Source organism: Devosia sp. ZW T5_3, from assembly GCF_044987315.1.
In the GTDB taxonomy this organism is placed as follows: Bacteria; Pseudomonadota; Alphaproteobacteria; order Rhizobiales; family Devosiaceae; genus Devosia.
Genome location: NZ_JBJDRE010000005.1, coordinates 1 through 21,651 on the forward strand (window position 1 = coordinate 1; position 21,651 = coordinate 21,651).

The 21,651-nt window shown below is 64.1% G+C and carries 22 protein-coding genes, 1 tRNA gene and 1 pseudogene; 9 read left to right on the forward strand and 15 right to left on the reverse strand.

From position 1 onward, the window contains the following. Positions 1–118 precede the first annotated feature (118 nt). Together ACI3KW_RS07450 and ACI3KW_RS07455 are read left to right on the forward strand one after the other, a co-directional pair. Positions 119–643, forward strand: a complete 525-nt coding sequence (locus tag ACI3KW_RS07450; protein WP_404847548.1) for a CreA family protein — start codon at positions 119–121, stop codon at positions 641–643. Between the two features lie 241 nt (positions 644–884). After that, positions 885–1,520, forward strand: coding sequence for a peroxiredoxin (locus tag ACI3KW_RS07455; protein WP_113120981.1), 636 nt, complete (start codon positions 885–887; stop codon positions 1,518–1,520). 216 nt (positions 1,521–1,736) lie between these two features. Here ACI3KW_RS07455 and ACI3KW_RS07460 read toward each other — a convergent pair whose 3' ends face one another. The 3 genes from ACI3KW_RS07460 to ACI3KW_RS07470 all read right to left on the reverse strand — a co-directional run bounded on the left by ACI3KW_RS07460 (position 1,737) and on the right by ACI3KW_RS07470 (position 3,206). After that, complete coding sequence (locus ACI3KW_RS07460; RefSeq protein WP_404847549.1) at positions 1,737–2,105, reverse strand: MmcQ/YjbR family DNA-binding protein; 369 nt, start codon at positions 2,103–2,105, stop codon at positions 1,737–1,739. Positions 2,106–2,182: 77 nt separating this feature from the next. After that, the gene (gene msrA, locus ACI3KW_RS07465) at positions 2,183–2,845 is read right to left on the reverse strand and encodes a peptide-methionine (S)-S-oxide reductase MsrA (RefSeq protein WP_404847550.1); all 663 of its coding nucleotides are present in this window, start codon (positions 2,843–2,845) and stop codon (positions 2,183–2,185) included. A 37-nt stretch (positions 2,846–2,882) separates the two neighbouring features. Beyond that, positions 2,883–3,206, reverse strand: a complete 324-nt coding sequence (locus ACI3KW_RS07470; RefSeq protein WP_113120983.1) for a hypothetical protein — start codon at positions 3,204–3,206, stop codon at positions 2,883–2,885. A gap of 243 nt (positions 3,207–3,449) precedes the next feature. Between ACI3KW_RS07470 and ACI3KW_RS07475 the strand changes: the two genes are divergently transcribed. Further along, positions 3,450–3,539: transfer RNA gene (locus ACI3KW_RS07475), tRNA-Ser, on the forward strand. A gap of 45 nt (positions 3,540–3,584) precedes the next feature. Here the strand turns inward: ACI3KW_RS07475 and ACI3KW_RS07480 are convergent. The 8 genes and pseudogenes from ACI3KW_RS07480 to ACI3KW_RS07515 form a co-directional block, all read right to left on the reverse strand. After that, complete coding sequence (locus tag ACI3KW_RS07480; RefSeq protein WP_404847551.1) at positions 3,585–4,100, reverse strand: DUF1003 domain-containing protein; 516 nt, start codon at positions 4,098–4,100, stop codon at positions 3,585–3,587. A gap of 7 nt (positions 4,101–4,107) precedes the next feature. Continuing rightward, a complete protein-coding gene (locus ACI3KW_RS07485; protein WP_404847552.1) occupies positions 4,108–5,121 on the reverse strand; it encodes a UDP-glucuronic acid decarboxylase family protein in 1,014 nt (337 codons plus the stop codon). A gap of 12 nt (positions 5,122–5,133) precedes the next feature. Further along, the gene (locus ACI3KW_RS07490) at positions 5,134–6,216 is read right to left on the reverse strand and encodes a glycosyltransferase (RefSeq protein ID WP_404847553.1); all 1,083 of its coding nucleotides are present in this window, start codon (positions 6,214–6,216) and stop codon (positions 5,134–5,136) included. Beyond that, entirely contained in the window at positions 6,213–7,304 is a 1,092-nt protein-coding gene (locus ACI3KW_RS07495; protein ID WP_404847554.1) for a glycosyltransferase, read from the reverse strand. The genes ACI3KW_RS07490 and ACI3KW_RS07495 overlap by 4 nt, the downstream gene beginning before the upstream one ends. Then, positions 7,301–8,431 (reverse strand): glycosyltransferase, encoded by a 1,131-nt coding sequence (locus tag ACI3KW_RS07500; RefSeq protein WP_404847555.1) that lies wholly within the window; start codon positions 8,429–8,431, stop codon positions 7,301–7,303. Before ACI3KW_RS07500 ends, ACI3KW_RS07495 begins: the two co-directional genes overlap by 4 nt. Before the next feature lie 2 nt (positions 8,432–8,433). Continuing rightward, entirely contained in the window at positions 8,434–9,552 is a 1,119-nt protein-coding gene (locus ACI3KW_RS07505) for a glycosyltransferase family 4 protein (protein WP_404847556.1), read from the reverse strand. Beyond that, a pseudogene (locus ACI3KW_RS07510) lies at positions 9,549–10,613 on the reverse strand (NAD-dependent epimerase/dehydratase family protein); the annotation flags it as partial. The pseudogene ACI3KW_RS07510 and the gene ACI3KW_RS07505, both read right to left, overlap by 4 nt. A gap of 5 nt (positions 10,614–10,618) precedes the next feature. After that, on the reverse strand, positions 10,619–11,725 hold the full coding sequence (locus ACI3KW_RS07515) for an NAD-dependent epimerase/dehydratase family protein (protein WP_404847557.1): 1,107 nt from the start codon (positions 11,723–11,725) through the stop codon (positions 10,619–10,621). A gap of 404 nt (positions 11,726–12,129) precedes the next feature. Here ACI3KW_RS07515 and ACI3KW_RS07520 point away from each other — a divergent pair, with 404 nt between their 5' ends. Genes ACI3KW_RS07520 through ACI3KW_RS07545 form a run of 6 tightly spaced genes read left to right on the forward strand, consistent with a single transcriptional unit; the run spans position 12,130 to position 18,191 of the window. After that, entirely contained in the window at positions 12,130–13,491 is a 1,362-nt protein-coding gene (locus ACI3KW_RS07520; RefSeq protein ID WP_404847558.1) for a UDP-glucose dehydrogenase family protein, read from the forward strand. 16 nt (positions 13,492–13,507) lie between these two features. Next, positions 13,508–13,771, forward strand: a complete 264-nt coding sequence (locus ACI3KW_RS07525; protein ID WP_404847559.1) for a hypothetical protein — start codon at positions 13,508–13,510, stop codon at positions 13,769–13,771. 11 nt (positions 13,772–13,782) lie between these two features. Then, positions 13,783–14,769 carry a zinc-binding dehydrogenase gene (locus tag ACI3KW_RS07530; RefSeq protein ID WP_404847560.1) on the forward strand — a complete coding sequence of 329 codons (987 nt, stop codon included), beginning with the start codon at positions 13,783–13,785 and terminating at the stop codon, positions 14,767–14,769. Then, positions 14,766–15,779, forward strand: a complete 1,014-nt coding sequence (locus ACI3KW_RS07535) for a Gfo/Idh/MocA family protein (RefSeq protein ID WP_404847561.1) — start codon at positions 14,766–14,768, stop codon at positions 15,777–15,779. The genes ACI3KW_RS07530 and ACI3KW_RS07535 overlap by 4 nt, the downstream gene beginning before the upstream one ends. A gap of 5 nt (positions 15,780–15,784) precedes the next feature. Continuing rightward, a complete protein-coding gene (locus tag ACI3KW_RS07540; RefSeq protein ID WP_404847562.1) occupies positions 15,785–16,834 on the forward strand; it encodes a polysaccharide pyruvyl transferase family protein in 1,050 nt (349 codons plus the stop codon). After that, the gene (locus tag ACI3KW_RS07545) at positions 16,818–18,191 is read left to right on the forward strand and encodes a Coenzyme F420 hydrogenase/dehydrogenase, beta subunit C-terminal domain (protein WP_404847563.1); all 1,374 of its coding nucleotides are present in this window, start codon (positions 16,818–16,820) and stop codon (positions 18,189–18,191) included. The genes ACI3KW_RS07540 and ACI3KW_RS07545 overlap by 17 nt, the downstream gene beginning before the upstream one ends. Here the strand turns inward: ACI3KW_RS07545 and ACI3KW_RS07550 are convergent. From ACI3KW_RS07550 to ACI3KW_RS07565, 4 genes are read right to left on the reverse strand one after another with little or no spacing between them, the layout of a single operon-like run. Further along, positions 18,188–19,123: a beta-xylosidase gene (locus ACI3KW_RS07550; protein ID WP_404847564.1), complete on the reverse strand. Its 936-nt coding sequence runs from the start codon at positions 19,121–19,123 to the stop codon at positions 18,188–18,190. The two genes, ACI3KW_RS07545 and ACI3KW_RS07550, sit on opposite strands and share 4 nt — an antisense overlap. After that, on the reverse strand, positions 19,120–19,878 hold the full coding sequence (locus tag ACI3KW_RS07555; protein WP_404847565.1) for a TIGR04290 family methyltransferase: 759 nt from the start codon (positions 19,876–19,878) through the stop codon (positions 19,120–19,122). Before ACI3KW_RS07555 ends, ACI3KW_RS07550 begins: the two co-directional genes overlap by 4 nt. 17 nt (positions 19,879–19,895) lie before the next feature. Next, a complete protein-coding gene (locus ACI3KW_RS07560; protein ID WP_404847566.1) occupies positions 19,896–20,495 on the reverse strand; it encodes a histidine phosphatase family protein in 600 nt (199 codons plus the stop codon). Beyond that, entirely contained in the window at positions 20,492–21,595 is a 1,104-nt protein-coding gene (locus tag ACI3KW_RS07565; RefSeq protein ID WP_404847567.1) for an inositol-3-phosphate synthase, read from the reverse strand. The genes ACI3KW_RS07560 and ACI3KW_RS07565 overlap by 4 nt, the downstream gene beginning before the upstream one ends. Positions 21,596–21,651: the final 56 nt, after the last annotated feature.

Here is a 21,651-nt window from a genome sequence, read left to right on the forward strand (position 1 = left end):
CCCCAAACCCTCCCCTCAAGGGGGAGGGAGGCCCAAGTGCCGTCGGTCCAGCGCCCACCACTTGTCGAGCCGCCCAAACTCCCCCACTTATACCCCGCAACCCACGGAGACCCTGCGCATGAACCGTCTCGCCGCTCTCGCTCTTGCCGCCCTTGCGGCGGTCTCCCTCGCCGCCTGCGGCGATAATCGCACCGTGGGCTCTGTCGGCGTCGATTGGACCGGCAATGACATTGCCATCGATGCGCTGGCCGATCCGGGGGTAGAGGGCGTGGTCTGCCACCTGGCCTATTTCAACCGCTCCTTCATCGACCGCATCAGCCAGGGCAATTGGTTCGAGGACCCCTCCTATTCCGCGCTCGATTGCTCGGTGGTCGGCCCGCTCACCATCGGCAATATTTCGCTGCGCCCCGGTGGCGAGGAAATCTTCCGCGAAGGACGCTCGCTGATCTGGAAGTCGCTGCGCGTCACCCGCATTTACGATGCCGCCAATAATTCCCTGATCTATCTCGGCCATGCCCGCGAATTGCAGCAGGGCTCGGGCAAGATGAGCCTCTCGGTCATCCCGCTCAATGGCGAAGCCGTCACCTGGACCAATGGCGCCCCGACCCCCGCCTCCACCCCGGCCACGGTCAACACGCAGTAAGAGAGTAGCCCCAGGAGAGCCCCGATCTGCCTCCCTCCCCCTTGAGGGAGGGGATTGGATCGTGGCTTCCAAGCCATTTCCGCCCCCATCCTGTCCCATGCCATCCCATTGGAACGCCATGGCGTTCCGCCAGCCGACAACATAAAAAGATTTCGCGCCGCGCCGCTTCTATCGGCGGCCCGCAATACGATACTCTTTGCCTAACCAGACGATCACCCGTTCAGGCGCACAAGGATCAACGATGGCCATTCTGATTGGCGATACCGCCCCCGATTTCACCCTCGAATCCACCGAGGGCACTATCCATTTCCACGATTATATCGATGGCTCCTGGGCCGTGCTGTTCAGCCACCCCAAGAATTTCACCCCGGTCTGCACCACCGAGCTGGGTTATACCGCCAAGCTCAAGCCCGAGTTTGAAAAGCGCGGCGTCAAGGCGCTCGGCCTTTCCGTCGACAAGCTCGAGGATCATGCCGGCTGGGCCAAGGATATCGAGGAAACCCAGGGCACCGCGCTCAATTTCCCGCTGCTGGCCGATACCAAGGGCGAAGTCGCCCGCCTTTATGACATGATCCATCCCAATGCCGACAATACGCTGACCGTGCGCAGCCTCTTCGTCATCGGGCCGGACAAGAAGGTCAAGCTCAAGATCGAATACCCGGCCTCCACCGGCCGCAATTTCGATGAAGTCCTGCGCGTCATCGATAGCCTGCAGCTCACCGCCAAGCACCAGGTTGCCACCCCGGTCAATTGGAAGCAGGGCGAGGACGTCATCATCGTTCCCGCCGTTTCCAACGAAGCCGCCAAGGCCAAATACCCTGAAGGCTGGAAGGAACTGAAGCCCTATCTGCGCATTGTTCCCCAGCCTCGCGCGTAGCGCGGGTTGCCTCGCGCGCTAAAGCGCGCGCTCGTTTTCTCCCTGATAACTGGGCGGCACCAACCTGCCGCCCTTTTCTTTTTGCCACCCCCCACGGAGTCATTCCCGCGCAGGCGGGAACCTCCGTTTCGGGGTGCCGGGGCAAAGAAAACAGAGCTTTCCGCCTGCGCGGGAATGACGTCGTGGGTTAAGAGAGCTGGCTTTCGAGCTTAGCCCTCACCCCAGCCCCAATTCCGCCCGCACCTTCCGTGTCAGCCGAAGCGTCACCAGCCGATGCGCCTCGCTGATATAGGCCCTGATCTCATCCTCGCTCAGCGGCGAAGCGGCACTGATCGCCACCCAGCCCGCTCGCGCTAGATAGGGCGCCGGCTGGATCCCCTCCAGCTCGGTCAGCAACTCATAGGCCATGTCCGAAACCTTGAGCGACACCGCGCCTGGCTCGGTATTGAGCAGCGCAAAGATCTTGCCGCCGACCTTGCCCACCGAGGCATCGCCCCATTGCCGCACCAGATTTGTGCCGGGCAGGCTCAAGATGAACGCCTCGAACGCGGCGCGCTGCAGGATGGCAGGAATGGTGATGCTCAATGCTAACAGTCCGTTAACCAAAACGCCGATCCGGTGACCCGGATCGGCGTTCTTTTTGCCCCTAGGAACCGTCGCCTTTATTCGGCGGCGGCTGTTACGCCCGTCCCGATCGGACAGGACACGCCGGTGCCCTGCAACCCGCAATAACCGTTCGGATTCTTCGCCAGATATTGCTGGTGATAAGTTTCCGCATAATAGAATTCACCGGCCGGGGATATCTCGGTGGTGATGGTGCCCAGGCCCTTTGCCCGCAAGGCGTCCTGATAGGCCTGCTTGCTGGCCGCGACCACAGCCGCCTGCTCGGGCGTCGTGGTATAGATGGCCGAGCGATATTGCGTGCCCACATCATTGCCCTGCCGCATGCCTTCGGTCGGGTTGTGCTCCTCCCAGAAGGTCTTGAGCAGCCTATCGAGGCTGATCGCCTTGGGGTCGTACACCACCTTGACCGCCTCGGTATGCCCGGTCTGGCCCGAGCACACTTCTTCATAGCTCGGATTGGGCGTGCTGCCGCCCTGATAGCCCACGGCCGTCACGATCACGCCCGGCAATTGCCAGAACAGCCGCTCGGCGCCCCAGAAGCAGCCCAGCCCGAAATAGATGGTCTCGGCGCCGGCGGGATAGGGACCCTTGAGCGCTGCGCCATTGACAAAATGCTGAGCGGCCACGGGCATTTGCGTGATGCGGCCCGGCAGGGCCTCGGCGGCGGAGGGGATGGTCGTCGGCTTGGATTTGAAGAACATAGAATGCTTTCCTTTCATGCCAAATAGGCCAACGGGGTCAGATCTGATCTTGCCGCACGAAGCGTTCGCGCCTTGGCGTCCGCCCGGCCAGCGCCAGCACGATGCCCGGCACGCCGAACACCGCAAAGGCCGGATAGGTCAGCAGCGCATCGAGCGCCCGCTCCAGCAGTTCGGCAAAGAACCGGCTATCGAGGAACGCCCGTACCGCGCCAAGGCTCGGTTCATGCAGGCTGGTCCAGGCATCGGCAAGGCTGGTGAACATCACGGCATTGGCGCCCAGCGAGCGGGTCCCATCGATAACCAATAGAACCAGCGCCAGGCCGATCAGCCAGGTGCCGGCAATTCTCAAGATCAGCCGCATTCCCGTTCCCTGTGCTGGACGGGGATAAGGTGTAGCCGGCTTACCCGTTCCTCCCGTGCACAAGCATTCTTTTGCCATGCCCACGGGTCTGCCTACAAGATGGGAATGCCCCGGGGAAAAACAATCGTCATCTCTTTGACGTGATCCCTTGCGCCCAGGCCGCTGATAAGTATATTGCGCCTCGCTCGCGTCGGCCCACCAGCCGGCCCCTCCGGCGATTCCAGCCCGGGGATAAGGCGATGCGGAGAGATGGCCGAGTGGTCGAAGGCGCACGCCTGGAAAGTGTGTAGGCGGGGAACCGTCTCAAGGGTTCGAATCCCTTTCTCTCCGCCATATCTTTAAACGTTGAAATTATTACATGATTTGGCAAGCTGCGCTTCACGCACCAGGTTTGCCGGAGCCATGCTTGACCGCGTCCAGAATGACGCCGGGTTGGGTTTCCTTGCGCAATTCGTCCAGCTCCTGCTCGACCCCGCTGGTGACGCCCAGATGTTCGGCGATGGCCTGGGTGATGGCGAGCAGCCGTGTGGTTTCGCCCTCGTTCAACAGGCCAACCTGCAGATCCAATTCAGCTTTTTCGTCGGCTTCCAGTGTCATCTGGTTCTGGTTGATCAGCACGAAGCTGGTCAGAAAGATCGCTTCGACCGAGGCGACCATGGCCAGCACCACCAGCGTGGGGTCCCAGCGCGGCACACCCGGAACCCAGCCCAGATTGGCAATAACCCAGCACCCGAAAATCACCAGATGCAGGTAGACAAAGGGCATGCTGCCGGCAAACCGGCTGATCGCATCGGCAATCTTGTCGCTGGTGCCGCGCTTGGCCTGCCGCTCGGCCTGCCATTGCCGGATCGATGCTATATTGCGCGCCACCGGCTCGGGAATGTCATCGGCCATCGGAGCCTCACCATGGCGCCGCAGCGACGGACTGTCTCGTGCTGCGCCGCGCGGGCGGCGGCTCCCGCAACCGTTCGGCAAACCAGGGAATGGTCAAGGCCAGCCCTTCGGTGAGCGGCAGCCGCGGCTCCCAGCCTAGCACTTGCCTGGCTCGCTCGATATCGGGACGGCGGCGCTGCGGATCGTCCTCGGGCAGGGGGCGATGCACGATTTTGGACCTGCTGCCGGTCATCTCGAGGACCAACTCGGCCAACTCGCTAATGGTGAATTCGCCCGGATTGCCGATATTCACGGGAAGGCCCGGATTGGGGTCGACATTCATCAAAGCGATCAAGCCAGCCACCAGATCGCTGACATAGCAGAAGGAGCGGGTCTGCTCGCCCGAGCCATAAATGGTCAGCGGTTGCCCGCGCACGGCCTGCACGATCAGGTTGGAGACGATCCGCCCATCATTGGGGCTCATGCGCGGCCCGTAGGTATTGAAGATGCGCACCACCCGGGCATCGACGCGGCCGGCGCGCAGCATGTCAAAGCACAGCGTTTCGGCGGCGCGTTTGCCCTCGTCATAGCAGGCGCGCGGGCCGGTGCAATTGACATGGCCCCAATAATCCTCGCGCTGGGGATGCTCCTCGGGATCGCCATAGACCTCGCTGGTCGAGGCCTGCAGGAAACTGGCGCCGTGCCGTTCGGCCAGGCGCAGCAGATTGCCCGTGCCCACCACGCTGGTCATCATCGTATGCATCGGATCGGCTTGATATTGCGGCGGCGAAGCCGGGCAGGCCAGATTATAAACTTGGTCGATCGGCTCGTCAGCAGCGAAGGGATCGCAGATATCGGCCTCGATCAGCCGGAAGCCCGGATGATTGTGCAGCGGCTGCACATTGGCAATCGAGCCGGTCTGGAAATTGTCGACGCAGATGACGCGATGGCCTTGCGCCAGCAGCGCGTCGCAGAGATGGGAGCCGACAAAGCCGGCGCCGCCGGCGACCAGAATGGTCATATTGGGTTTGGAAATGTGCATCGGACGAGCCTTTCAGGCGGATGAACGGATAGCGCTCGCACCGAGCATGGCGAGCAGTTCGCCGGCGCGGGCAGTGGCGCTGTGCCGCGCCAGCACGTGGCGACGGGCGGCTGTGGCCATGGCTTGGCGCTGGGACGCGGTGGTCTGGCGCAGGGCGCGAACCACATCGGTGCTGTCGCTGGCGAGGACGATGGCCTCGGCGGGAAACAAGCGATCGAGGCCGGGCCAGATATCGCTGATCACCGGGGTACCGCAGGCGCCGGCCTCGAACAGGCGGACACTGGGCGACCAGCCGGCAGCGACCATGTCGGCGCGGGTGACATTGAGCGTGAAACGCTGCCGGTTGTAGAACGAAGAGTGCTCGGACGGCGGCACGTGCTCAATGCGCTCTACATTGGCAGGCCAATCGATATCGGCCGGAAACTGCGCCCCGGCCACCACGAAACGCCTGTCGGGCAATTGCCTTGCCGGCTCGATCAGCAGTCGCTCGAGTACCGGCTGGCGATCGGGGCTATAGGTGCCCAGATAGCCCAGGTCCCAGTGCTGGGCTTCCCCCGTCGGCCCGTAGCGATCTGCATCCACCGAGCAATAGAGCGCCTGCGCCGAGCGAGCGCCGAATTGCCGTTCGAGCCGTTCGAGCGTCGGCCCGCCGGAAAACGACAGATAGCTGGTGAATAGCGGAATCTGCCGGGCGGCCAGATATTCCTCCTCGCCGCGGGCAAGCCTGGCCAGCGTCACCGGCGTGTCGATGTCGTAGAAATGCCAATTGGGTAGGGCCATCTTGTTTAGGGTGTCGATCACCGCAATGCCGTCGGGCACATAGGAACCCACGATGACCGCGCCAGCATTTTTCAGTTGCGGCGTGTAGCGCGCCAGCAGGTCCTGGACGCTGTCATAATAGGCCAGGGCGCAGAAATCGGGATCGGGCAGGTCGCGATTATTGGCGTACCAGGGCACGTCGCGTTCGAGGAACAGCACCCTTTTGCCATGGGCGCGCAATCCATGGATCAAGGCGCGATAGGTCGTGGCATGCCCATTGCCCCAGGACGAGGACAGTGACAGCCCGATTATGACGATGTCATAGCGCGCACTCATTCGGCCGCCTCCACCTGCCGGCGCGCGGCCGAGCGGAACACGCGGTCCACCTCCTCGGCGCGATGGGCATAGGTGTGCTCGCGCAGCACCCGCTCCATGGCCGCCGCGCCGATCTGGCGGGCCCGCTCCGGCGTGAGTTCGCCCAGGATCACGCTGACATCCTGCCCGTCGCGCGCCACCAGGATCTCGTCATCGGGCGAGAGGAACAGTTCGATCCCTTCCCAATGGTCGGTGATGATGCAGGCGCCCGCCCCCGCCGCCTCGAACACCCTTGTGGCCGGAGAAAAGCCGGTTTCGGCCATGCTGGCGCGCGAGATATTGAGCACCGCCTTGGGCGAGACGTTGAAGGCGTTGTGCTCGGCCGTGCCGACATGGCCCAGATAGCTGATATTGGTGGGCATGGCCTTGTCGGCCCAGCCCGATCCGCCCAGCAGGAAACGCTGCGAGGGCATGCGCACGGCGGGGATGAGGAAGAATTCCTCGACCCGCGCTTCGCGATCGGGCAAGCGATTGCCCAGAAATCCCAGATCGCCGGCAAAGCGTGGATCGGACGCGACGGGGTGATGGGTGTGTGGATCGAGACCATTGTAGATCGGCACGCAATCCTGAGCCCCCATTTCGCGATAGGCCGCGATCACCGGCTCGCCGCCGCCATAGGTGAGCACCAGGTCGATCGATTGCAGCGCCTGGCGCAGGGGATGGTTGGGATCGCTGCGCAACTCGGCCAGGGTGGCCGGGGCGTCTACGTCCCAGAAAATGCGTAGCGCATCCGGTGCCGCGTGCTGCAGCACCAGTTCGAGCAACAGGTCATCCTCGAAGCCGACGCCGCTGGCCTTGATGACGATATCGGCCTGCCGCGCTTCGGCGGTCACCTGCATCAGGGCCTCGACATTACCTTCGTAGACCACCACGCGGCACCAATCGGGTGGCTCGATATCGCGGTTCTGCTGCCGTTCAAAGACATCGGGCTCGTAGAAGGTGATGTCGTAACCCTTCTCGGCCAGTGCCCGCAGCATGCCACGATAATAGGTGGCAGCGCCGTTCCAATAGGCCGAAAGAAGGCTCGATCCATAGAATGCGATTTTCATGACATGGTCTCCAGGGCGCCGGCCTTGCTGACCGTGCGGGCGCTGCCGGTCCGGGTGAGGATGGCCAGCAATTGATCGACGCGGTGCCGGCAGGTATGGCGGGCACGAATGGTTTCAAGCCCATTGGTGGCGAGTTGACGGCCCAGGCTGGGGTCGGAAATGACCTCTCGCAGCAGGTCCTGCATCTGCTGCCCGGTTTTGGCGAAGAGGAAGTCCTGGCCCGGACGGAACAGGCCCTCCGCATCGTCCCAGGGCGCCGAGAGCAGGGGAATACCGGCGGCCAGCGCCTCGAATACCCTGATAGTGGGAATGCCGGGCAGCGATTCCACATAGGGCCGGCGCGGGATATGGAGGGTTACCTTGTGCCGCGCAAAGGCCTGCGGCACATCGGCATTGGCGATCCAGCCGCCATAGTTGAGGCCCGCCTTCCGCACGGCCGCCAAGGCATGGTCGGGGTAGCGCACGCCACGTACCGTACCGGACAGGCCAAGCGCCGCCGCCGGCCGGATCAGGAATTCATCGATCTCGGCGCTGCGCTCGCCATCGCCCCAATTGCCGATCCAGATCAGGTCTTTGGTGCGCTCGATATCGGGGAGGGGATGGAACAATGCATCGTCCGCCGCCTCGTGCCAGGTAAACACCTGGCGGCCCCAGCCGGCCTCGCGATAGCGCTGCCGCAGCGTTTCCCCGAACGCCAGCACGCCATCATAATCTTCCAGCATCAGGCCCGCGATATCCTGCCGTGCCGAGACGGCCCGGTGATGGGTATCGTGGAACAGTAAGGTGAAGCGGGCGCTGTTGCGGCGGATTTGCCCCAGGCGCGCCACCAGCGCCGGATCGGTCCATTCGTGGACGATGACCACATCGGCGTCGCCGATCACGGCGGCATGGTCGAAGTCCGCGCCATATTGTTGCGATTGCAGGCCCGGAAAGTCCGTGGCGAACCGCTCCACGGCCTGGCGCCCCTGGCTTTCGACTAGGTTCTGTCGGCTCCACGAATCCGCCGGCTCGAGCGCAATGGCCGAATGGCCGCGCCGCAACAGGTCGCGCATGACGCCGCGCAGGAAATGGGCATTGCCATGGTTCCAGTCCGAGACCAGCGAATGGGTGTAGAACACGAAATGCATATTCACGCCTCCAATGCCGAGGGTGATTGCAACAGGCGCCCATAGACCGCGCGCATGGCAGCGCATTGCGCCTCGGGGCCGAAACGGCCTGATCGCTGGCGGGCCAGCGCCGCAAATTCGTGCCGCAGCGCATCGTCACCCGCCAGCCGATTGAGTGCGTGGGCAAAGCCTGCGGCATCGTCCGGCGCGGCAAACAGCGCCGCCCCGTCCCACAATTCGCGATAGGTCGGAATATCGGCAAGGACCAGCGCCGCACCGGCCTTGCCGCCTTCAAGCGCCGCCAGCCCGAAGGGCTCATAGCGTGATGGCGAGGCAACGATCGCCGCCTCGGCCATGGCTTGCGCTACCGCCGCATGGGGCAATTCGCCCAAACTACGCGCATTGCGGGGATGGAATTGTTGGCCATTGGGACCGGCGCAGGCGCCCGCCATAGCGACCGGCCATACCGAGCAGCGCGCCGCCTTGTCGAGCAATGCGCCATTCTTGCCCTCGTCCCACCAGCGGCCGGCGGCAAAGATCTTTGCGTGCTTGCGGGTGGGGGCAATGCCGGCACGTGAGGCATTATGGACGACGGACAGGTTCTCGATCGGACCATAGCTCTGGCGCAACAGGTCCGCATGCGCTTGGCTGGGCGCCAGCACCATATCGGCGGCGTCAAAGCCGGCCCGATTGCGGCGCGATTGCCATTGCCAATCGGCGGGCAGGGGGTCTTGCCGCACGGCCGCAAACCAGGTGACGACGCAGGAATGCGACACCACGATTGTGGGCACCGGCAGCGCCAGCCCACAGGCTTGCGAGGGCAGATTGAGATGGACGAGATCGATGCGCTGTTGCTCGACCAGGGCGGCGAGCACGTCCGGGATGCGGTCGAGCTGAGCCTCTGTCTCGGCCAGCCAATCGAGCGGCGCGTCGAGCCAGATCAATTGGCCGATCCGCTCCGCTTCGGCGCGCTGGGCCGGCGTGGGCGCGGGGCCCAGGCCAACGAAAGTGAAGGCGAAGCCGTGCCGCACCATGCCTGCCGCAAGGTCCATCGCGTAGCGCCACACGCCGCCAACGGCATCGAGGGTCATCAGGATATGCGGCGGCGTCGCCGATACGGCGGGAGACAGGGCCGCGCTCATGCCCGCACCTGTTGCGCCATCGGGCGCCCTTCGCGGTGGCCGAGCCAGGCGGCGAGATCGCGCAGCCCATCGCGCCAGCCGATGCGCTGCCGCCAGCCCAGTTCGGCCTTTAGCCGGCTGGTTTCAGCCACGAAATAGAGCTGGTCGCCCTCGCGCCAGGCCTCATGGCGCAGCGTCAGCGGCGTGCCGGTAAGCTGCTGGATTTCGGCCAGCACCATATTGAGGCTGACCGCATTGCGCGGACCGCCGCCCAGATTGAAGGCGCGGCCATGCACCTTGGCGATGCTGGCCAACACCGCGCGGTAGGCGGCCACCGCGTCGCTGACATGCAGGATATCGCGCACCTGCTTGCCGTCGCCGTAAATGGTGATCGTTTCGCCCCGCAGCGCGCGGATGAGAAAATGCGCGACCCAGCCCTGGTCCTCGGTGCCGAACTGGCGCGGCCCATAGATGCAGCTCATCCGCAGCACCGCGGTGGGAATGCCGTAGGAGCGCTGGTAATCGAGCACATATTGGTCGGCGACGCCCTTGGAGCAGCCATAGGGCGTGCACAGCTCAAGGCGCCGGTCCTCATTGATGCCGCGCACGCGGATCAATTCGTCGGCCGGAGCATGCCGCCCATCCAGCTCGAACAGGCGCAAATCGTCCAACCCGCCATAGACCTTGTTGGTGCTCGAAAAGATCACCGGCGCGTGCCTTCCGGCCTTACGAACGGCTTCGAGCACATTGAGCGTGCCCCGCGCATTGACGTCGAAATCCTCGACCGGGTCGTGCAGGCTGGTGGTAACGGCAGTCTGCGCTGCCAGATGAAAAACCGCGCTGGCACCGGCAAGCACTGGATCGATGGCCGCCGGATCGCGGATATCGGCAATGGCCACCTGCACGCGGTCGCCGTGCCGCTCGCGCAACCAATCCAGGTTCTCGCGGACCCCGGCACGGCTCAGATTGTCCAGCACCGTCACCGCGTCGCCATCGCTGAGCAGCGCATCGGCCAAATTGCTGCCGATAAAGCCCGCGCCGCCGGTTATGACGATCGGACCGTCGAATTTTGTTGGTGTTGCTTTGGTCATGAAACCAAGCCTCGCTCTTCGAGTTGCCGCTTCATCTCCGCACCGCGATCCACTGCCTGCGCCTGTCGCACCCAATCGGCCAGCTCGTCCAGGCAGTCTTCCAGGCGGAAGCGCGGCTCGAACCCCAACAGGTCGCGCGCCTTGGAAATGTCGGCAAAGCAGTTGCGGATATCGCCAGATCGCGCCTTGCCCATGATGTCGGGCTCGAGCTGGGGTACGCCCATGGCGCGGGCCAGCATGGTGGCCACGTCGGCAATGGCATAGGCATTGCCGCTGCCGATATTGATGACATGCCCGGCCGCCTCGCGTTGTTCCAGCGCCAGCCGGAAGGCGCGGGCCACGTCGCGGACATGCACGAAATCGCGCCTTTGCCTGCCGTCTTCAAAGATCATCGGCCGCTGGCCGTTGATCAGCCGGGAAGCGAAATTGGCCAGGACGCCCGTATAGGGATTGGAGAGCGCCTGGCCGGGGCCGAAGACGTTGAACAGGCGCAGCGCTACGGCGTCCACGCCGTAGGCCTCCCCAAAGATCAGCACCGCACGCTCCTGCGCATATTTGGTAAGCGCGTAGATGGAGGCGAGATCGACCGGCTTTTGCTCGTCGGTAGGGGCGGGAACCAGCGCAGATCCATCGGGCCCCACCGGATCCCAGCGGCCCGCCTTGATATCGACGCTGCGCCGCCGCACCGAGTCGATGCTGTCGCCGGCGCTGGTTTGATAGAGGCCCTCGCCATAGACGCTCATCGAGGAGGCAACCACGATACGGCGCACGGGCATGTCGATCATGGCTTCGAGCAGGACGGCAGTGCCCAGATCATTGCCCCCGACATAGCGGGCGATCTCGTACATGGATTGGCCGACCCCGACTTCGGCCGCCAGATGGATCACGCCATCAATGCCGTCCAGCGCCTCCACCAGCGCCGCCTTGTCGCGGACATCGGCGCGGATGAGGTCGACACCGTTGGGCACTGCGGCGGCAGCATCGCTGTGGACCTGGTCGATCAGGCTATCGAGAATGCGAACGCCATAGCCCTGTTCGCGCAATTCTTCTGTGACATGGCGCCCGATAAAACCGCAGCCGCCGGTGATCAAAATCTGTTTCATGATGCCCACTGCAAAGGTAAGTAGCTGCGGTAGTAAGCCTGCGTGCGGGAGCAGAGTTCCGGCCCGGCCCGGCGCTGTGGCCCCGTGTTCGTGCCGGCGGTCGCCGCAAAGCGCAGTGAATCCGTTGCCCCGCCCCTTCTCATGGCTGTTTGCCGGCAATCGGCAGGCGCAAAGCCGCAGCGGCCGGGGTTTTATCCTGAGTTAAACCGCAGTCTGGTCCTCGCTCGGGGCGCAACCCCTCGGGCTGGCCATGGAGTCCCTTGCTGTGTGGCCCCACGGCAAAACCGCTGCCTCTGCTAGTCCGATCGGCCAGTGGTCCTGCCCGCCGCGTCAAGGAACAAAGCTTTCGTGTGGTGAATTGCTGCTCCAGGCGTTTGTCACAGACTGGATCGAAGGCGATACCTATGAAAATCGTAATTTTGGGCGCGGGTTATGTCGGTTTGACCACCAGTGCCTGTCTGGCCGAACTCGGCCATCAGGTGACGTGTTGCGATATCGACGCCGGCCGGGTGGCCGCGCTGAACCGCGCCGAAACCCCGATCTACGAGCCGGGCCTGGGCGACCTCATCAAGGCCCAGATGCAGGCTGGCAGGCTGGCCTTTGCATGCGACGCCAAACAGGCGGTCGGCACGGCAAACGCGGTATTCCTGGCCGTGGGCACGCCCTCGAGCGAAGATGGCGATATCGACCTCTCCTATGTCGAGGCCGCCGCCACCGACATTGCGCCCTACCTATCGGAGGGTGCGGTGCTTGTGGTCAAATCCACCGTGGTCGCCGGAACGGCGCAGCGACTGAAACGGCTGGTCGACACGCGGCGCGGCCGCGACGATATTGCGGTGGCCTCCAATCCCGAATTCCTGCGCGAAGGCTCGGCCATCGAGGATTTCCTGCATGCCGACCGCATCATTATCGGCGTCGATGATGCGCAGTCCGAGGCATTGCTGCGCACGCTCTACCGCCCCCTGACCCGGGCCGGGGTGCCATTGCTGGCGACGCGCACTGTCAATGCCGAGCTGATCAAATATGCCGCCAACGCCATGCTGGCGCTCAAGATCGGCTTCATCAACGACGTGGCCGACCTGTGCGAGGCGCTGGGCGGGGATGTAAAGGCCGTGGCCGACGGCATCGGCCGCGATCATCGGATCGGCACCGCTTTTCTGGCCGCCGGCCCCGGTTTTGGCGGCTCATGCTTCCCCAAGGATACCCGCGCCTTTGCCAGCACCGGGCGGCGATATGGCCGGCCCCAGCCCCTGATCGAAGCACTTATCGAAGGCAATGAAGCCCGCAAGGGCGCATTGGCCCAAAGGATCATCCACGCCGTGCCTCGGCATGGCCGCGTGGCCATTCTGGGCACCAGTTTCAAGGCGAATACCGACGATGTCCGTGAGGCAGCGGCGCTGACCATCGTGCCGCGGCTGATCGAGGCGGGCTTGGAGGTGCATGCCCACGACCCCCAACCCGGGGCCGCCAAGCGCCTGCTGGCCGCTGCCCACTGGCACGACACTGCGCTGGCGGCGACCCGCGACGCCGATGTCGCGGTAATCCTCACCGAATGGGACGAATACCGCACGCTCGATCTGACGCAGCTTGCCCGGGTGATGCGCGGCCGGCTGCTGCTCGATTTCCGCAATATCGTTGTAGCGCAGGAGGCCGTCCGCGCCGGGCTGGATTACCAGGGCCTTGGCCTTCCCGCAGCGCCATCCGCCCAGATCAGGCGCGGGCAGGGCGCCGCAGGCAGCCTGCGCGTCGCCGCCTCACCCGCATGACCGAAGGAGCATTATCATGAGCAGTTCCAACACCACGACCAGCCACGACGAGATCCGCAAATGGGCCGAGGCGCGATATGGCCACCCCGCCAAGGTGGATACCGGGGGCAAGGGCGGCATCCTGCGCATCGATTTTGGCGAGCCCGAGGACAATCTGGAAGAAATCTCCTGGGACGAGTTCTTCCAGATTTTCGACGAGAACAAGCTGGCCTTTCTCTACCAGGACCAGACCAGCGACGGCGGCAAGAGCCGCTTCAATAAATTCGTCAATCGCGATTGAGGGGCGGCGCCATGAACCGTGCCATTTTCCCCGCCGAACAGCTGCAGGCCGCCGTGGTGACCGGACCAGGCCTGTTCCGGATCGAGACCCATGAGCTGCCCCTGCCGGGGCCTGACCAGGTTCGCATCCGGCTCGAAGGTTGTGGTGTCTGTGCGTCCAATCTCACCCCATGGGCAGGACCGGACTGGATGAAATTTCCCACCGAACCGGGCGGGCTGGGCCATGAAGGCTGGGGCATTATCGACGCCGTGGGAGCGGGCGTGACTGATCTGGTTATCGGCGATCGCGTCGCCACGCTGTCCTATCACAGCTATGCCAGCCACGACATTGCCGAGGCCGATGCCGTGGTCAAACTGCCGCCCGAGCTGGACGATATGCCGTTTCCCGGCGAGCCACTGGGTTGCGCGATCAATATCTTCAAGCGCGCCGGAATTTCCCCTGGCCAGACCGTCGCTATCGTCGGCATCGGCTTTTTGGGCGCGCTGCTGACGCAATTGGCAATTGCCACCGGCGCCCGCGTCATTGCCATTGCCCGCCGGCCGTTCGCGCTGGATCTGGCCAACAGACTGGGCGCCGAGCACACCATTGCCATGCAGGATCACTGGCAGATCATCGAACAGGTCAAGGAGCTGACCGGCGGGCAGTTCTGCGACCGGGTCATCGAGGCCACCGGCAAGCAATGGCCACTCGATCTTGCCGCCGAACTCACGCGCGAACGCGGCCGGCTGGTCATCGCCGGCTACCACCAGGATGGTCCGCGCCAGGTCAATATGCAGCTGTGGAACTGGCGTGGCCTGGATGTAATCAATGCGCATGAACGCGATCCGGCAATCTATGCCCAGGGCGTGCGCGAGGCGATTGCCGCGGTGGCCGATGGCCGGCTCGATCCGATGCCGCTCTATACCCACCGTTACGGGCTGGACCAGCTCGATGCAGCGCTCAATGCCACGCGGGACCGGCCCGATGGCTTCCTCAAGGCGCTGGTGCTTTATCCATGATGCCGGCTGCAGATTCTGTGCGCGCCAGCGCGCCGCGGGTGGGCTTTCTCGGCACCGGCCGCATCGGCCTGATCCGCATGCGCTCGCTGGTAGAAGACGGCTTGATCGTCCCGGCAATGATTTCCGATCCGTCGCCCGCCATGGTGGACGCGGCCCGAGAGCTGGCGCCGGATGCCATGGTTGCGGCATCCCTGGACGAGATGCTGGAACATGATCTCGATGGGCTGGTCATCGCCACGCCCAGCGCGCTGCATGCCGAGCAGTCCGTCCGGGCGCTGGAGCGTGGCCTTGCGGTCTTCTGCCAGAAGCCGCTCGGTCGCACGCAGGCCGAGGTGGCGTCAGTGGTGGCTGCTGCGCGCCAAGCGGATCGGGTGCTGGGGGTGGATCTGTCCTACCGCCATACCGAGGGCATGCGGCAGATCCGCGATCTGGTTCAATCTGGCGCGCTGGGGGAGGTTTTTGCGGCCGATCTGGTGTTCCACAACGCCTATGGACCGGATAAGCCGTGGTTTTTCGACAAGGCGCTGTCTGGCGGCGGTTGCGTCATGGATCTGGGCGTGCATCTGGTCGATCTGGCTTTGTGGACGCTGGGTTTTCCAGACGTGACTTCGGTCACCGGCCACCTGTTCAGCCGGGGCGCACCGATCGCCCGCGATGGCGATACGGTCGAGGATTTCGCCACCGCCACGCTTACTCTGGCGACCGGAACGGTGGTGCGCATCTCCTGCTCATGGCACCTGCATGCTGGACGCGACGCGGTCATCGGCGCCGATTTCTACGGCACCAAAGGGGGCGCGAGCATGGCCAATATGCGGGGTTCCTTCCTCGACTTTTCTGCCTATCACCATAGCGGCACGAGCAGCGTGGCGCTGTCCGAACCGCCCGACGCCTGGCCCGGCCGGGCGGCCACGGCCTGGGCAAACCAGCTCCGTGCTGGTGGCGGCTTCGATGCGTCGGCCGAGGATTTCACCATCGTGGCCGACGTGCTCGACCGCATCTATGCGCGGTAATCCGCATGACCCCGCCCCAGCGCATCGGCGTGCTGACCTTTCACCGCTGCATCAATTACGGCTCCTATTGGCAGGCAAGATGCCTCGTTGAAGGCCTGCGCGAACGCGGCCATGACGCAGTGCTGCTCGATCACCAGTCGAGCCGCATCAACCTGGCCGAATGGCGCTGCGCCCTGCGGCCCATTCCCGAGGCGCCGCAGGACGCTCGTTATCGGGCCAAAACCCGGAAGTTCTTCGCCGCCTTCGAGGCGCTGCCGCTGTCGCCGCCTTTTCCGTTGCAGGCGCCCGAACAGAGCGAGCCATACGATCTGGTGCTGGTGGGTAGCGACGAAGTGTGGAATCTTAGTCATCCCTGGTATGGGGGCAAGGCGCTGTTCTATGGCGAAGGCTTCAGGGCCGGCCGGCTCGCCGCTTATGCGGCAAGTTTTGGCAATCAATCGGGCGCGCTGGACCCATACTGGTCCGCGCAATTGAGCCGATTCGACGCGATATCGGTGCGGGACCGCAATTCGCAGGACATTGTCGAAACCGCGCTTGGTATGCGGCCGCCCCTCGTGCTCGATCCCGTTCTGCAGTTCGCCCATCTCGTGCCGAAGGCGGCTGTAGACGAACGGCCATATGCGCTCGTCTACGGTCATGGTTTTCCGGATTGGCTGATCCGCGCGGTGACGGGCTGGGCGCAGCGGCGCGATCTGCAACTGCTCAGCGTGGGCTATGACAATCCCTGGGCCGACATGCAGCGCATCGATGCCGGCCCGCTTGAATTCGCTGCCCTGATGGCCGGCTCGGCGGCGGTCATCACCAACTTTTTCCACGGCTGCGTCTTCGCGGTGATCAACGGCAAGCCCTTTGCCACCGCGCCCTCGGACTATCGCTTCAACAAGGTGCGCGATCTGGTCGCGGCTTTGGGGGCCGAGGCGCATATGGTGTTGGAAAGCGCCGATGAGTGTCGCTATGACCATATCCTGACGCAGCCTCTCGATCCGCTTATCGCGCGCCGCATTGCCTCGCTGCGGGCCGAGTCGGAGGCCTATCTCGATGCCGTCCTCGCCTGAAATCGCGATCAGTCCGCGCCAGATTATCGCGTCTGGCATGTGCATCGGCTGCGGCGCCTGTGCGGCGGGATCGAACGCTCACATGACGCTGGACGCCTATGGCCAGTTCAAGCCCGCCGGTTCCGGCACACGGGATCGCAGCGCGGCATTCGGCAGGATTTGCCCTTTTTCGTCTGCTGCGTCCAATGAGGATGAGCTGGCTTCCCGGCGCTTTGCCGCCACCCCGCAAGTCGATGCTCGCCTCGGCTATTTCACCGCCGCCTATGTCGGCGCGGTGGCGGAGGGCGGCTATCGGCAGAACGGCAGTTCGGGCGGCATGGTCAGCTGGGTCGCCGCCGAATTGCTGCGGCGCGGCCTGATCGATGGCGTGGCGCATGTGCGACCCGCCACGGATGGCCTACATTTCCGCTATGCGATATCCCGCACCGCCGACGATATCCTTGCCGGGGCCAAATCCCGCTACTACCCCGTCGAGCTCTCGGGCATTCTTGCTGAAATTCGGACCGTGCCGGGGCGCTATGCCATTGTCGGCATTCCCTGCTTCATCAAGGCGGTCCATCTGTTGCGGGCGGAAGATGCGGTCCTGCGCGAGCGCATCGCCTATACGCTGGGCCTGTTCTGCGGCCACATGAAAAGCGCAAGGCTGGTGGAGAGCTTTGCCTGGCAGATGCACACCGTGCCCGAAGCGGTGGCCCGGCCCGAATTCCGGCTCAAGGGGCCGGAGCGGCCCGCCAATTGGTATACCGCCCAACTGACGCTGAGGGATGGCGAGGTGCGCCAGCAGGATTGGTTTCACTTGGCCGATGGAGATTGGGGCGCCGGCTTCTTCCAGAACTCCGCCTGCAATTGGTGCGACGATGTCATGGCGGAAACCGCCGATATCTCTTTCGGAGATGCGTGGGTGGAGCCCTATTCATCCGATTGGCGCGGCACCAATGTGGTCGTGGTTCGCATGCCCGAACTGCACGACATCGTGCAAGCCGGCATTGCCCAAGGCAGGCTGGAGCTGAGCCGGGTTGATGCCGACTATGTCGCCGCCACGCAAGCGGCCGGTCTGCGGCAGCGCCGCGAAGGCCTGGCCTACCGCCTGACCTGGCGTCGCGGGGGCCTAAGGCCGCGCAAACGTGTGGCGCCAAGCAACGCTCTGCCCTTCCGCCGCAAGCTGATCTACCGTCTGCGCTACGCCATCAGCGCTTGGAGCCATTCCATGTTTCGGCTGGCGCGCTGGCAGCATGCGCCCGTGATTTACCTGAGCTGGGCTCGCGCCGCCTTGCGCCTCTATCACGGCCTCGCCTATGGCCGGGGCAGAATGGGCGCCGTGGCACGCTGGCTGCGGCTGACCACCCGTAACGACTAGAGCCGCAGCCCCGTCTCGACCGGCGCCGATGCCCGAACGGCCGTTGCCGGGGCATAGCGCTCGATCATCTGCGCGCAGAAAGCCGCAAATTCCTCGGGCACTTGGGGCGCGCTGGTATGGTGCGGGGCGACGCCGCGATGTTCCGGCGTGAAGCAGAATGTCACCGTGACGTCGAAGTCTTCGAGCGCCTGCATTTGCCGGTCGAACCAGTCCAGCGCGTCCGGCCGGAAACTGTCGGCCCAGGACAGGCCCGTGCGCAGATGCGTCACGCCCAGCCGTTTCATCCAGGCTACGGCATCGTCGAGCCGGTGGTCCTGGTAATGAAACCATTGCACGAGGCCCATTTCCGGCACGTGCCTGGCAAATTCGTCCAAGGCCGGCTTGGGCGTGCCGTCCTCGCGCAGCAGCCCCATGTAGAAATGCCGGTAATAGGAGGAGCCCTCGGCCTCGCGATGGCGGGTGGTCGCCTCCCATTCGCGCGGCAGGTCATAAAGGCTGTACCACTGGATGCGAGCGGCATTGCCCTTGAGCAATTCGGCCGTGCGCCTAAGCCCCCACACTTGCACCTCCTCGGCGCCGAACGTGGAGACACCCACCTCGCTCACCCAGATCGGCAAATCGGTCACGCCGCGGATTTCCTCCAGCTTTTGCGGCCAATCGTGGATCTGCCACAAGTTCCAGTCGAGCGGAAAGCCATGCACCGCCACGGCGTTGACGCGGTCCAGCACGCCATAACTCTTCATCCGGGTCATAAAGCCGGGATCGATCGGGGAAATGCCGCCCAGCACGCGCGTCACGCCCGGATTGGCCCCGGCAATCGCCTCGGCGGCCAGGTTGACCATCTGGCCGAACCGCATCCAGTCCGGGTCGATTTCGGGGTCCCAATGCGATTTGTTATTGGGCTCGTTCCAGATCATTGCTGCTTCGATCATGCTCGGCCTCCCTGGCTCGGATAGATCGGAAAAGCCTGGGCCGGCCGCTCCGTCGTGCGGCAGATATAGACCTCAGCTTCGGGATGCGCGGTGATCTCGAAACCGGCACTGCGCAGCATAGCTTCGGCGCAGGCCGCGTTGGGCACAAACCAATTGGTGGGATCATCGGCATAGCGGTTTTCGATGAAATGCAGCTTGGGAAAGCCCGGATCGTCGAACAGCGCCGCATCCGAAAACGGGTAGTTTTCCGCCAGCGGCAAGATCTCGGAACTGCCGCGTTGCATGGACTGGAACACCAGCAGGTCTCCCGCGACATGCTCGCGGATCAGGTCCAGCGCCAGTAGCGGATGGCGCAGGTGATACAGCACGCCCATGAAGATCACGACGTCGAACTTTTCGCCCAGCGCCCCGACATCGTAGACCGACAGTTTGCGGAATTCGATATCAGCCTCGGCCACCTGGGCGGCAAAGCGCGCCTGCTCCAGATAGACATCGTCAAAGTCCACGCCCAGCACCCTTTCGGCGCCGCGCTTTTTCATTTCGATCGAATAGAACCCGGCATTGCAACCGATATCGAGCACGCTCTTGCCGCTCAGATCGGCCGGAATGGCATGGGCGAATTTCTGCCACTTCATGTTGGGGTAATCGCCCAGGAAATGCTCGGGGGCGGTGCGCACGCCACCCAGCTCGATATTGTGGAACCATGGGCCAAGCGCCTCGACCTGCTGGCGTATTTCGGCAGCGGACAGTGTCATGGGGTTGCCTTTCGGGATCATGGGGTGATTTCGTTGAGCGTCAAAAGCTTGCCGCCCCACTCGCCGATCGCCAGCGTGGTGATCGAAGCGGGCGCAATATCGAAGCGCTGCCAGGCATCAATGGGCAGGCCAAGCACGTGGCCGACAATGGCGCGGATCACGTCGGCATGGCTCACCAGCGCCAGGCGGGCGTCGCCGGGGCGGGCGGTGATGTGCCGGATAAAGCCGATGGCGCGGCGCTGCACGTCCAGCATGGTCTCCCCGGCTGGCGTCTCGGCCATGCTGCGCAAGGCGTTCCAGCGGCGCCAGTCTTCGCGCTTGCCCAGTTCGGTAAAGGTGCAGCCCGACCAGGAGCCGAAATTTACCTCGTCCAAAGCTTCGACCGTCTCCACCGCCATGTCCCCCCGCGCCGCCGCCACGGCGGCAGCGGTCTGCTGGGCGCGCTCGCGCGGGCTGGCAAAGAGCGCGTCGAAGGGCTCCCGCGCCAGCCGCGCTGCCAACCGCTCGGCCTGCGCCAATCCGTCGGACCCGAGCCGCACACCCGGTGCGCGGCCGGCCAGATAATTGGCCACCTGGTCATGGGCGGCGTGGCGCAGCAGATAGATTGTGCTGGTCACTCGGCGGCTCCGAGCAAGGGTTCGTCCGCCCCGGCAATGAAATCCTCGGTGCGCCGGCGGGCCTCGTCATCGGTGAACTGGCGGGGCGGCGATTTCATGAAATAGCTCGAGGGCCCGACCAGCGCGCCGCCAATGCCACGGTCCAGCGCCAGCTTGGCACAGCGCACCGCGTCGATCACCACGCCGGCCGAATTGGGCGAATCCCAAACCTCGAGCTTGAGCTCGGCATTGAGCGGCACGCCGCCGAAGGTCGTGCCCTCGAGCCGGATATAGGCCCATTTGCGGTCGGTCAGCCACGGCACATGATCGCTCGGGCCAACATGCACATCGTCGGCCGGCAGCGGCACATCGAACTGGCTGGTGACTGCCTGGGTCTTACTGATCTTCTTGGATTGCAGCCGCTCGCGCTCCAGCATGTTGAGGAAGTCGGTATTGCCGCCGAAATTGAGTTGGTAGGTGTGGTCGAGCCGCACGCCACGGTCGCGGAACAGATTGGCCAGCATGCGGTGGATGATGGTGGCACCCACCTGGCTCTTGATGTCGTCGCCCACGATCGGCAGACCGGCGGCAGCAAAGCGCTGCTCCCATTCCGGCTTGGAGGCGATGAAGGCGGGGATGCAATTGACGAAGCCGCAACCCGCCTTGAGCGCCTCTTCGGCGTAAAACTGGCTAGCCATCTCCGAGCCTACGGGCAGGTAGGAAACCAGCACATCCACTTCCGCGTCGCGCAATTCGGCCGCCACATCGGCTACCGGCGCATCGGCCTCCGTGATTTCGTCTTTGAGGTACTTGCCGATGCCATCAAGCGTATTGCCGCGCTGCACAATCACCCCGGTGGGCGCCACATCGGCGAAGCGTTTGGTATTGTTGGGCGCGGCATAGATAGCCTCGGCCACGTCGCGACCGACCTTGGTGCTGGCAATATCGAAAGCGGCGACGACTTCGATGTCGGAAATATGATAGCCGCCCAGATTAACATGCATCAATCCGGGCACGGGCTCATTGCCGTCGGCATCACGGTAATAGGTCAGGCCTTGAACCAGCGAAGATGCGCAGTTTCCCACGCCGACCACCCCGATGCGCACTTTCCGTCCTGTCATTGCCATGCTCCGCTCAAACCTTGCTGATGAGGCCAACGGCACCTGCCAAGCTTTGT

What these genes read in the sequence shown, in the direction of transcription:
- ACI3KW_RS07450 (WP_404847548.1), top strand. Translation starts at nt 119, where the DNA reads ATGAACCGTCTCGCCGCTCTCGCTCTTGCCGCCCTTGCGGCGGTCTCC.
- ACI3KW_RS07455 (WP_113120981.1), top strand. Translation starts at nt 885, where the DNA reads ATGGCCATTCTGATTGGCGATACCGCCCCCGATTTCACCCTCGAATCC.
- msrA (WP_404847550.1), bottom strand. Translation starts at nt 2,845, where the DNA reads ATGTTCTTCAAATCCAAGCCGACGACCATCCCCTCCGCCGCCGAGGCC.
- ACI3KW_RS07470 (WP_113120983.1), bottom strand. Translation starts at nt 3,206, where the DNA reads ATGCGGCTGATCTTGAGAATTGCCGGCACCTGGCTGATCGGCCTGGCG.
- ACI3KW_RS07480 (WP_404847551.1), bottom strand. Translation starts at nt 4,100, where the DNA reads ATGGCCGATGACATTCCCGAGCCGGTGGCGCGCAATATAGCATCGATC.
- ACI3KW_RS07485 (WP_404847552.1), bottom strand. Translation starts at nt 5,121, where the DNA reads ATGCACATTTCCAAACCCAATATGACCATTCTGGTCGCCGGCGGCGCC.
- ACI3KW_RS07490 (WP_404847553.1), bottom strand. Translation starts at nt 6,216, where the DNA reads ATGAGTGCGCGCTATGACATCGTCATAATCGGGCTGTCACTGTCCTCG.
- ACI3KW_RS07495 (WP_404847554.1), bottom strand. Translation starts at nt 7,304, where the DNA reads ATGAAAATCGCATTCTATGGATCGAGCCTTCTTTCGGCCTATTGGAAC.
- ACI3KW_RS07500 (WP_404847555.1), bottom strand. Translation starts at nt 8,431, where the DNA reads ATGCATTTCGTGTTCTACACCCATTCGCTGGTCTCGGACTGGAACCAT.
- ACI3KW_RS07505 (WP_404847556.1), bottom strand. Translation starts at nt 9,552, where the DNA reads ATGAGCGCGGCCCTGTCTCCCGCCGTATCGGCGACGCCGCCGCATATC.
- ACI3KW_RS07515 (WP_404847557.1), bottom strand. Translation starts at nt 11,725, where the DNA reads ATGAAACAGATTTTGATCACCGGCGGCTGCGGTTTTATCGGGCGCCAT.
- ACI3KW_RS07520 (WP_404847558.1), top strand. Translation starts at nt 12,130, where the DNA reads ATGAAAATCGTAATTTTGGGCGCGGGTTATGTCGGTTTGACCACCAGT.
- ACI3KW_RS07525 (WP_404847559.1), top strand. Translation starts at nt 13,508, where the DNA reads ATGAGCAGTTCCAACACCACGACCAGCCACGACGAGATCCGCAAATGG.
- ACI3KW_RS07530 (WP_404847560.1), top strand. Translation starts at nt 13,783, where the DNA reads ATGAACCGTGCCATTTTCCCCGCCGAACAGCTGCAGGCCGCCGTGGTG.
- ACI3KW_RS07535 (WP_404847561.1), top strand. Translation starts at nt 14,766, where the DNA reads ATGATGCCGGCTGCAGATTCTGTGCGCGCCAGCGCGCCGCGGGTGGGC.
- ACI3KW_RS07540 (WP_404847562.1), top strand. Translation starts at nt 15,785, where the DNA reads ATGACCCCGCCCCAGCGCATCGGCGTGCTGACCTTTCACCGCTGCATC.
- ACI3KW_RS07545 (WP_404847563.1), top strand. Translation starts at nt 16,818, where the DNA reads ATGCCGTCCTCGCCTGAAATCGCGATCAGTCCGCGCCAGATTATCGCG.
- ACI3KW_RS07550 (WP_404847564.1), bottom strand. Translation starts at nt 19,123, where the DNA reads ATGATCGAAGCAGCAATGATCTGGAACGAGCCCAATAACAAATCGCAT.
- ACI3KW_RS07555 (WP_404847565.1), bottom strand. Translation starts at nt 19,878, where the DNA reads ATGACACTGTCCGCTGCCGAAATACGCCAGCAGGTCGAGGCGCTTGGC.
- ACI3KW_RS07565 (WP_404847567.1), bottom strand. Translation starts at nt 21,595, where the DNA reads ATGACAGGACGGAAAGTGCGCATCGGGGTGGTCGGCGTGGGAAACTGC.